Source organism: Paenibacillus sp. FJAT-26967, assembly GCF_001541095.1.
Lineage (GTDB): Bacteria > Bacillota > Bacilli > Paenibacillales > NBRC-103111 > Paenibacillus_F.
The window spans coordinates 612,519-624,328 of the sequence record NZ_LMXH01000001.1; the positions used below are offsets into that span (position 1 = coordinate 612,519).

At 51.8% G+C, this 11,810-nt stretch carries 2 protein-coding genes; both read left to right on the forward strand.

Translation table 11 applies throughout. From position 1 onward, the window contains the following. Positions 1 to 24 precede the first annotated feature (24 nt). Positions 25 to 3,876, forward strand: coding sequence for an SDR family NAD(P)-dependent oxidoreductase (locus AR333_RS02690; protein ID WP_068773802.1), 3,852 nt, complete (start codon positions 25 to 27; stop codon positions 3,874 to 3,876). Further along, the gene (locus tag AR333_RS02695; RefSeq protein ID WP_068773803.1) at positions 3,864 to 11,810 is read left to right on the forward strand and encodes a non-ribosomal peptide synthetase; all 7,947 of its coding nucleotides are present in this window, start codon (positions 3,864 to 3,866) and stop codon (positions 11,808 to 11,810) included. Before AR333_RS02690 ends, AR333_RS02695 begins: the two co-directional genes overlap by 13 nt.

The following is an 11,810-nucleotide window of genomic DNA, read 5'->3' on the forward strand; positions in this document are numbered from 1 at the left end:
ACACAAGTCAGGAAGTGAAGGAACTTGATAAATCAGTTTGAGCATATTCGGCGGTTGACGCAGAGCGGCTCTTTGGGGAAGGATTTCTCGCCCCCCGCAATCGATAAACTCGACAAAAGAGAGATCGCGATTATCGGAATATCAGCCCGGATGGCTGAGTCAAATCACGTAGATCAGTTCTGGGAACAGTTACAAGCCGGGAAGGATTTCATCCGGACGATACCTTCGAACAGGAGGGCAGATCAAGAGAGTTTATTTCGATCTCAAGGAATCCAGGCCGATGCCATTGAATATGCTCAGATTGGTTATTTAGATCAGGTGGATCGTTTTGATCCTCATTTTTTCTCGCTATCTCCCAAAGAAGCAAGCTTTATTGACCCCAGTCAAAGACTGCTGCTCACAGAAATATGGAAAGCAATCGAAGATGCGGGTTATGGAAGGGGCCAGCTTGCCGGATCGAAGACAGGCGTATACGTCGGCTATTCCAGCGATCCGCTGAGTGATTATAAAACGCTCATTTTTAATGTTTGTCCGGAGCAGGTAAGCACCTCCGTTACGGGAAGTTTAAAATCGGTCCTTGCAAGCCGGATTTCTTATCTGCTTGATTTGAAGGGGCCGGCGATGGTTGTGGATACTTCCTGTTCTTCTTCCCTGGTCGCCGTACATTTGGCCTGTCAAGCCTTGCGGGTTGGAGAATGCCGGACCGCCATTGCCGGGGGAGTAAATATCCGTCTGCTCAATATAGAGGGGGAGGAACACAATAAGGTCGGAATCGAATCCTCAGACGGAAGAACCCGGACGTTCGACGCCAGTTCTGACGGTACCGGTGCAGGCGAAGGCGTAGCCGCTATAGTCCTGAAACCGCTCAATCAAGCTGTGCTGGACGGGGACCATATCTATGCCGTTATTAAAAGCAGCGCAGTTAATCAAGACGGAAATTCTATCGGTCTAACAGCGCCTAATTCACGCGCTCAATCGGAGGTTATCACAGCGGCCTGGAAAGAAGCCGGTATTGACCCCGAGACGATTTCATATATCGAGGCTCACGGAACAGCGACGCATTTGGGCGATCCTGTAGAGATTGACGGCTTGAGGCAGGCCTTTGAGCAGCACACAGCCAAGCGTCAGTTCTGTGCCATAGGCTCTGTCAAAACCAATATAGGTCATCTGGACAGTTGTGCAGGAATGGCCGGCTTGATCAAAATGACCCTTGCTTTATACCATAAGCAGATCCCTCCGCATCTTCATTTTAATCGGCCTAACCGGAGAATTCCGTTCGAGGGATCACCTTTGTATGTAAATGACAAACTGATTCCGTTCCCTGCATCGGGGCACCCCCGCCGGGGAGGTGTAAGTTCCTTCGGCTTGAGCGGAACGAATTGCCATCTCGTACTGGAGGAGGCTCCTCTTGAGGAACTGTCCGAAGAACAGGCCGGTACAGAAATTCTGACGCTTAGTGCGGATGACGAAGCGATGCTGAAGGTAGTTGCGAGGAGCTATCTGGACATCTTGGATACAGTCGAAGCGGAATGCCGTTTGCGGGATTTCTGCTACAGCGTGAATACAGGCAAGAAGCATCGCAAGCACCGGGCCGCCTTGCTCGTTAACGATATAGAGGCAGCCCGGCAGAAGCTTCGGGCGTTACTGCTCCCGGAACCAGCAGAGGCACCAGAGGCGGCCCCGTTTACATACAGGGGCAGTTTCGAGATCATTCCGGAAACGGTGACGGACAAAGGTCCTAACCAGCTTTCCGTGCAGGATAAAAAAAGGCTGGACGCGGAAGCGGAGAAGCAAGCCGGACAATATGCGCGTTCAGGAGGGAACGGTTCTGAGGCGGAGTTAGCCGAAATCGGCAGATTATATGTCCAAGGAGCGGAAATTCCCTGGGAACGTGTCTATGCTGGCGGAAGCAGGCGCCGGATGAGGCTGCCTGTGTACCCGCTCCGACAGGAGCGGTGCTGGCTGCCTCTGGCCGGTGCCGAAGAGGACCTGGCATCTTCCGGCAGCGGCTATTATAGGGTGTCTTGGACACCCGCCGTACCGGAACACACTAGTGCCCGGCAGGATGCACTCAGTCCCGTCCTGCTCATTACAAGCGAGGGCAAGCTTGGGACTGATCTTGCGGATTTACTAAGAAGTGAAGGCCGGACTGTCCTGACCGCCCGCTTGGGAACGAGTTTCGTCCGGGTAGATGACCACAGCTATCAAATCACAAGCAGCGTTGAAGATTACGTGCGGCTGCTTGAAGATGCTGCGGAGCGGGGGATCGGACAAATCCTATACATGCCGATGGCATCGCCGCAAGACGAGATTAAGCAGGTTAGCCAGCTCCGGGACAAACTCCACAGCGGATTTCTGGGCTTGTTCACCCTTAACAAAGCATTGAATAAGACTGCTCTTTGTCATAAAGCGGAACTAGTCATCATTTCCCTAAGAGCCTCTGTAGTTACCGGAGAAGAGACAAGCGTATTTCCTGAGAATTATATGCTTTATGTGCTCGGCAAATCAATCCGGCTGGAGGGAAGTGCCGCCAAAGTCCGCTGTATCGATATTGATGGAAACGAAGATGCGAAGCACATTCAGAGTGAACTGTACGCACCCGATTGTCACGCAGTGGTCGCTTACCGGAAGGGGCTCCGGCTGATTGAGGAGCTTGACCTGCTGACGCATGTACAGCGCAAAGATCCTGCCGTATCCCTCAAAGAAGGCGGCGTGTACTTGATAACGGGCGGCTCCGGGGAACTGGGAATGCTTGTTGCCCGCAGCCTTGCATCTGCCTGCAAAGTAAAGCTCGCGCTTCTTCAGCGGTCCGGTCCTCTGGATGAGGATCGTGTAAGAGCCATCAGGGAATCCGGCTCGGAGGTGCACGGCTTCCGCGCGGATATCAGCGATGAGGTGCAGGTCCGGCAAGCCTTAACCGGCATAAAAGAAACCTTAGGAGCCATCGATGGCATTATCCACTGCGCCGGGGCCGGGGTAGGCGAACGAGCGGGCAGCCTTCATGAGCAAAAGGAAGAAGAAGTGATGAAACTGCTGGCCCCGAAGGTGATGGGAACTTGGCTTCTGCACGAAGGGACTAAGAGCGAGGAGCTTGACTTTTTTATCATGTTCTCCTCGATATCCTCGATTTCAGGTGGAATCAATGACGGTGGTTACAGTGCGGCTAACGGCTATCTGGATTCTTTTGCGGGTTTCCGTCACCTGGGTGGCAAATATGGAACAGCCATTCAATGGCCGATGTGGCAGGTCACCGCGAGCAAATACGGAATTAGCGATGACACGCACATGTACAAGACACTTCCGGACGCGAAGGCATTGTCTGTCTTCCATGATTTGATCGGCGCTTCAGAGAATAGAGTGGTGGCAGGTGAACTCCATCCGGACGTTACGGACGCTCTCAGCACAGTCAGTATACGAATGTCGGAGCGATTGGCTGCTGAGGTCGGCAGCCTGATTCCTGACCGGGCCGCCTTCTCTCATAAAGAAGAGGAGGTCGTCCTCAAGGAAACGGAGCTTTCATCCATTCAGCCCGTTCATCATAAAATCGCACAAATGTGGGCGAATGTGCTTGGGGTGAGGGCTGTCGGGGTGTATGAAAGTTTTTATGAGCTTGGCGGAGATTCGATCTTAGCGACCCGGTTATTCCGGCTGCTCGAACAAGAATATCCCGGACAGCTTCATGTTTCAGATATTTTCTCCTATCCGACTATTCACGAAATGGCGGTATACATTGAAAAGCTGTCTCAGCGTATGTCGCAGCCGGAGGACGATGATGAGCTCGACTCGATATTGAATCGTTTGGCGGAAGGGCAATTGACTTCAGCAGAAGCGTCTAAACTTTTGAAAACGGTGAGTGATAACGAGTGGAAACCATAAAAAACTATATCTTGGAGCAGGTCGCTTCCAGGCAGTTATCGAAAGATGAAGCGAAAAAGCTGCTGAAAGACCTTCATTCGGATACGCCTGAAGTGCAGGCGGAAGATGTCGCAATTATCGGAATCTCCTGCCGTCTGCCGGGCGCGCGTAATAAAGAAGAATTCTGGAGTTTATTGGATAAGGGTGCATCCAGCATAGGTCGATTTCCCGCCGGACGCAGAAAAGATGTCGATCATCTATTCGCCGTCACGGACGAAGATCCGTATAAGATCGGCGGTTACTTGGAGGAGCTGGATACATTTGATCACACGCATTTCCGGATCTCGCCCCGGGAAGCGGAATTAATGGACCCGGCACAGCGTTTGTTTCTGCAAACAGCATGGGAAGCGCTTGAGGATGCAGGTATCGCAGGCACTCAAACCATGCATACGCTCACCGGTATTTATGTGGGAATCGACACGACCGGAGGCTCAAGTTACGCCAGATTGACGGAAGAGATCGACGATCCGTTAATGCTTGCCGGAGCCAGTACAAGTATAGTCGCGAGCCGGTTGAGTTACATTCTGGATTTGAAGGGTCCGGCACTTGTTGTCGACACGGCCTGCTCGTCCAGCCTTGTTGCCCTGCATATGGCATCCAAAGCCGTAGCATCCGGAGAAGTCGGCATGGCTATCGTCGGAGGTGTTGCACTCTCTTATATACCGCTCGGGACACATATGCTGGATTCGGCCGACAGCCGGATCCGCACCTTTGATAAAGAAGCGAGCGGAACTGTCTGGGGTGAAGGCATCAACGCGATCGTCTTAAAACCGCTTAGTGCGGCTCTCCGCGACCAGAATAGCATCTATGCTGTCATAAAAGGCAGTGCGGTCAACAATGACGGCACATCCAACGGCATTACGGCGCCGAATGCGAGATCGCAGGAGGAAGTCATAACGAGGGCTTGGAAGGATGCGGGAATCCAGCCCGATACCATCGATTATGTCGAGGCGCACGGGACCGGCACGAAGCTTGGTGATCCCATTGAAATCAAAGGTCTGACCGATGCCTTCCGTAAGTTCACGAACAGAAGGCAGTTTTGCGGCATTGGTTCGGTAAAGACCAATATCGGTCATACCATCGGCGCTTCCGGTCTTGCCTCTGTGATCAAGATGGCGCTCTCGTTGAAGAAGAAAGCGATTCCTCCGACTTTGAATGTCAGTCAGCCGAATCCGTTTATACCATTTGATGACTCCCCGCTGTACATCCATGATAAACGCACCGATTGGATAAGAGGAAGTCATGCAAGAAGATGCGGGGTGAGCTCCTTCGGTTTCAGCGGTACGAACTGCCATCTAATCATGGAAGAAGCGCCTTGGTCCGAGAACCCGGCTGTACAAGCATCTGAACCCCCAGGTCACGTATTCACTTTATCCGCAAAAAGCCAAGAGGCGCTCAGTGATCTCGTAAAGACATACTGCGGCTGGCTTGCCGCCCATCCGGATTCAAATATCGGGGATATATGCAAGACCATTAATATGGGACGAACGCACCATCATTACCGTTTGGCTGTCACAGCAAGAAGTTCGGCGGATCTGCTTAAGAAGCTGGAAGGACTGCCAAGCATCGGGTCTCTCACGCTTCCCTTTCTAGGTTCTGATGTTTATTGCGGTGTCCACAGCGTGGTGACTATTAAGACGGAACACAACCGTGATAGAGTCTTACTCGAGTCGGAAAAGAACGAGTTGACCCGCAAGGCAAATGAAAGCATCCGTTTAATGGAGTCATCGGGCTGGCTGGAACCATCGGCCGCTCAGATTGGACAATGGTATATCGAGGGGGCGGATATCCAATGGGAGTTTCTATACAAGAAACACAATTACCGCACTTTACATCTTCCGACGTATCCATTTGAGAAGCACAGACACTGGATAGAGCGGAAAGCGGCGGACCGGGGAAGCGAATACGAGGGGCAGCTCCCCTCTCTGCTGAACCGCCGGGCAGCCGCTTCTTACAAGCAATGTATCTATGAAGCGGCGCTAAGCCCGCTAGACCATTGGTTTGTCTATGAACACCGGATACTAGGTCAGTATATTCTTCCCGGCACTGTCTATCTGGAGCTCGCGCTCCAGGCAGCCGGTGATTATTTGGGCACCGGCTGCCTGGTCATAGAGAACTTTCAGATCCTGAGTCCGCTGATCTTCGCGGAAGAGGAGGGGAAGGTGATCCAGACCGTGCTGCAGGAGCAGGGGGATTCCTTTGCTTTTAGTATGGTCAGTTTAGAGAGTCAAGGCGCGAATGCCGCAGCCAGTGAGTGGACGGTTCACGCTTCGGGTGAAATCCGGTTATCGCAGGCAGAGACGTCCGGCCGGATCAATCCGCCGGATCTGCTAGATCTGATGCACCGGCATGAGGAAGAAGCCGTGCTGCTTCCTGAGCGCAAGGATGACGGGCTGGCACTGGGACTCAGGTGGCAGGGAGCCGTACGGATAAAGGAACACGAGGGCGCGATTGTCGCTAAACTGAGTCTCCCCGGACAAGTTGCAGCGGAAACCAGCCAGTTTACCCTGCATCCCGCGCTGCTTGATATGGCGACTTCGATCGGGGCGATTAAGGACACTTCGAATGGGTTATTTCTTCCGGTCTCGTACAGACAGCTTATTATCCACCGGGCTCTTCCGGCTACTTGTTACAGCTTAGCCAAGCCGCATGATTCGAATGATCCGGATAAGGAAGTATTGAAATACAACATCACGATATGGGACGAATCAGGACAAGTCGCCGCTGAAATCTTGGATTACACTCTGATTCGGAAGAAGATACATCAGGGCCGTTTAAACCCGCTAGGCCGCACGGCTTGGCTGCCGGAGCCTTTAACTGCCGAGATCGGAGGATCCTTGCGGCAAGGCGGCACGGTTGTCATTTTTGCAGATAGACAAGGGTGGTCCAGCCGTATAGCAGCCTGCTTGCTGGAGCTGGGCACGAATTGTGTATTCGTATACAGAGGCAGTGAGTATCGCTCTGAAGAAGGAAATTATTTTGTGGGCAGTGATGAACAGGATTATGTCCGGTTATTCGCTGATTTGAAACTTTTACCGGTCACACACATTGTATATATTCATCCGGGAGAAGATCCTGCTTTTGCAGATATAGATACGGTAGAACGATTTGAGGCCAATCAGAAGGCAGGAGCGGACAGTCTGATTTTTACGGCTAAAGCGCTGCTGCATCATCAATATACCCGGCATATTCAGCTGGTGCTCTTGACCGGAACCGTTCATCCTGTCGATGGTTTTGAACAGACGCTGAACCCGGGAAGTGCCGCTCTGATAGGGCTGGCCAAAGTTATCGGGCAGGAATATGATCATCTTCCTTGCCGCTGCATTGATTTCGATGAGACGACTTCCGCTGAAACGATCATACGCGAAATGGCAGCGTCCGATCATACTTTTGTGACAGCTTTCCGCAGCGGAATCCGTTATCTGGAATATTTCGAAGAAGTGGAGATGACGGAGAAAGCGGAGCCCAAGTTCGTCGAGCTGAAAGCCGAAGGTGTGTACGTTGTAACCGGAGGGTTAGGCGGAATCGGTTATGAGACAAGTAAACAGTTGTTTGAGCAGAGCGGAGCGAATGTTGCTTTTGTCCATCGTACCCCGCTTCCCGGTTATCTGGATTTACTGAAGGGTACGGCGGAAGACAAACAGCTTCAGCGTCTGGCAAGACTCGAAGAGCTTAACGGACTTGGCATGCATGCCGAATATCACACTGCAGACATTGCCGACTGGGAGGAAATGGATCTTTTATTTACAGAACTCAGAAGAGAGTATGGCAGGATAAACGGCATTATTCACTGTGCGGGCATAGCAGGCAGCGGGTTGATGCTCCGCAAGGATATCCAGTCGTTTTATAAGGTTATGGAGCCCAAGATCAAAGGAACATGGGTCTTGGACCGGTTAACTCTCCAGGATGAGCTGGATTTCCTGATTACCTTCTCCTCCGTCGCTTCCCTGATCGGGGGAATCGGGCAGAGTGACTACACGGCGGCCAATTACTTCCTGGACCGTTATGCGGATTACCGCGCAAAGCAGGGAAGAAGGACGTTGAACCTTAACTGGGCTGCGTGGGGCGAAACGGGAATGGCGGCTGATCACGGCGTCAATAAGGACACGATCTTCAAAGCACTTCCCACGGCTCAGGCGCTTGAGCTCTGGGAGCATGTCCTGCAAAGCGACTTGTCCCAAGCAGTTATCGGCGAACTGAATCTTGAAGATACGGGGCTGCTTGGACAGCACAAGCTGATGCGTCTTTCACCGAATGTGAGAGCCGCATTGGAAGCGCAGCCGCACGCCGAAGCCGGCGGGAGGAAGGCTGCCGTGAATAAACAAGCCGCACCTCGCGTCGAGCTGACGGGTAAAGCGGACAACATTTACAGTGAAGCCGAACTTCGTATCGGGCAAATATGGGGCCAGGTCCTGGGCTTAACCCGCATTGATATATACAGCGATATCTATAGCTTGGGCGGCGATTCCATCCTTGCTATTCATATCTGCAACCAGATTTCGGAGCAGTTTGATGAGAAGGTGGTAATCAGTCATCTCTTTGAGCATCCCACTATTCACCAGCTGTCGGTATATATGGAAAGTCTGGAAAATCCGGATGAGCAAGCTGTTGGGGCATTGAGTGCGGAAACGCCGGTTCATAGCCAGCCGGTACAGTTTACGGAGCAGCAGCAAGCGCTTCAACCGGATCTGAAACCCGAGGAGTATTCAGAGTATGAGCTTACGAGCTCGCAGAAACGCATCTGGTTCCTGCAGCAATATGATCCTCAGCTTGTTACTTATAATCTTGTGTCCAGCCTTCATCTTTATCATGAGCTTGATCTGGAGAAGCTGGAAGCGGCTATGAACAGTCTCATCAAGCGGCACGATATGCTGAGGGCGGTGTTCTCGGATAAAGACGGACAGCCGCAGCAGAAGGTGCTTCCGGACTATTCGATCAAGCTAGAGTGTATGGAGCTGGCCGGGGAAGCTGCGGAGGAACGCTTGGAAATGCTGCTTATCGAAGAGCAGCATACCGTATTTGACCTATCCAAGCCGCTGCTGCGCGGGAAGCTGTTTAAGCTTGGAAGCGAGCACTACTGCTTGTCCGTAAGCTTTCACCATCTCATTATGGATGGCTGGAGCGCCCGGATCTTTTTCGAAGAATTAAGAGAATTGTACGTTCAGAATCAGAATGGTGAGGCGCCTTCACTGAAGCCGCTTGCCAGACAATATACAGACTACGCGGATGAGCAGAAGAACTGGATTACCAGTAAGGAAGCGAATCAGATGGAACATTACTGGCTGGAAGAATTGGCTAAACCTCTTCCGGTTCTTGGTATGCCTCTGGACTATAACAGACCGCATATGCAGACATTCCAGGGGAGTCATGTGTCCAAACGAATGGATGCGGACACATTCCTCCGTCTGAAAGAAGTAACAAAGCGTCAAGGCGTCACCATGAATATGATCCTGCTGTCCGCGTATGCCTTCCTGCTGCACAAAGTCAGCGGAGATAAGGACATTATAATCGGTTATCCGGTTGCAGGCAGGGATCGTCATGAGTATGAAAGGGTGCTCGGTCTATTCATGAACATGACCTGCATCAGATTTAAGATGGGCGAGATGCAGACGCTGGAAGAACTGATCCGGTATACCAAGGCCAAATGTCTGGATGCCTACCGCAACGGTTCGTATCCGTTCGAGAATATTGTCGCCAAGCTCAATCCGGATCGTGATCTCAGCAGAAGTCCTATCTTCTCCACGATGTTCCAGTATTTTGAATACGCGCAGGAGAACCGCGGTTTAAGCCAATTCGACCTATCCTTGATTTGTAAGGAAGAAAGCGATGAGATAAGCATCCGCTTGGAATACAACATTGCGCTATTTGAACGGCAATCAATCGAGCGCTTTCTGGACTATTACCTCAATGTGATCGGGGCCATACTGGAGCGCTCACAAGTCCATTTGGCGCAGGTCAGCTTGTTGTCAGGCCGCGAATTGCGCATGCTGAAATCCTTTAATGAGACGGAGATGGCGATTCCCGGAGAAACGGCTCTGGGCATGTTCGAAAAGCAGAGCGTCCTTAATCCGGGGTTGAACGCACTGCGGTTCGGAGCGCATACACTGACGTACGCTGAATTGAATGCCCAAGCGGATCTGTTGGCTGCGGCGCTGCGCAAGAGGGGCGTCCGGAAAGGCTCCATTGTCGGGCTGCTTGTGGGCAGGTCGCCGGAACTGATGGTCAGTATTCTGGCCATCTGGAAAGCGGGGGGAGCTTATTTGCCGCTCGATCCCGCTTATCCTAAAGAGAGACTGCTGTTCATGCTGGAAGACAGCGGGGCCTCGATTCTTGTAACGGATAGTCAACGGAAAAGCCTGCTTGATTTCACAGGAGAAATCGTTCTGGCGGATACGCTTCATGAGCCGCAATCTGATTTGTCTGGCATTTCTGCATCATTGCATGACTTGGCTTATGTTATCTATACATCAGGATCGACCGGCAGGCCGAAGGGTGTCTTGCTAGGACATCATTCTCTTTCGAATTTTGTCGCCGGAGTGCGGTCTAAGATAGAGTTCGGACCGGACAAGCCTGTTCTCTGCGTGACGACAAGCTCTTTTGATATCTTCATCCTGGAAGCGATTGTCCCGCTTACCGCAGGGGCTGAGGTCGTTCTTGCAGGCGATGCCGAGCAGCTTGACATGCAGCGGCTTGCCGGGCTTATCGTGAAAGAACAAGTCAGGATGGTACAGATGACGCCGTCCCGGCTTCAGCTGCTGCTGCTGCATGGAAGCAGAGACTGGCTGTCTGGCGTAACTGAAATTATGGTTGGAGGGGAAGAGTTTCCGCCGAAATTGTTGAGTCTGCTCCAAGAGCAGACTTCTTCTAAGATTTATAATATGTACGGTCCGACCGAGACGACGATCTGGTCCAGTGTCAAAGAATTAACGGCGGAACGCGTTACGATTGGCGCGCCGATCGCGAATACGGGTTTTTATGTGCTGGATGAGCATCTTCAGCCGTTACCTGTCGGGGTTATCGGTGAACTGGGCATTACGGGTTACGGACTGGCCCAAGGTTATATGAATCTGCCGGACATCACGGAGCAAAAGTTCGTGGACGCCCCTTTCCATGATGGGGCCGGTAAGAAGATGTACTTGACCGGTGATCTGGTGAAACAGCTTCCTGACGGTGATCTGATTTATTTGGGGCGCAAGGATAACCAAGTCAAGCTTAGAGGGCACCGGATCGAATTGAGCGAAATTGAGCAGGTCCTTACGGATTTTACAGGAATATCCGAGGCGGCTGCTGTCGTAAGAGAAGAAGCATCGGGCCGGTCCATGATATGTGCCTACTATACAGGGGATGGGGAGTTTAGCGGCTCCAAGCTGCGTGCCTACATGGAAACGAAAGTGCCGGATTACATGATCCCTTCTTTCTTTATCAAGCTGGATGAACTCCCGCTGACCCCCAATCAGAAGATTGATAAAAAGGCGCTGCCGGCTCCACTGCTTAACGTGTCTTTGGACGATGAGCGGTATGAAGCTCCGGCAAACTCCATCGAAGAAACACTAGTCCGGTTATGGCAGGAAGTGTTGGAGGTTCCTAAAGTCGGCATCCATGATAACTTTTTTGATTTAGGGGGCGACTCCCTTATGTCCGTTATGCTCATCGCCAAGATCAAAGATTATTATCCTGAAGTAGAGCTGCAGGACATGTTCAAATATACGAGTATCTCCAAAATGGCCAAGTATTTGGACCCGGGGACCGAGGCGGAAGCATCTGTGGGGCAGGAAACGTTACAACAAACTCCTAGTGATGATCTCGATAAAATTCTCAGCTTGTTCGACAGTGTGAAAAAAGGAGACGTCAGTATGGACACCGCTCTTAAGAACGTGGAAGACTGGAGAGAATAG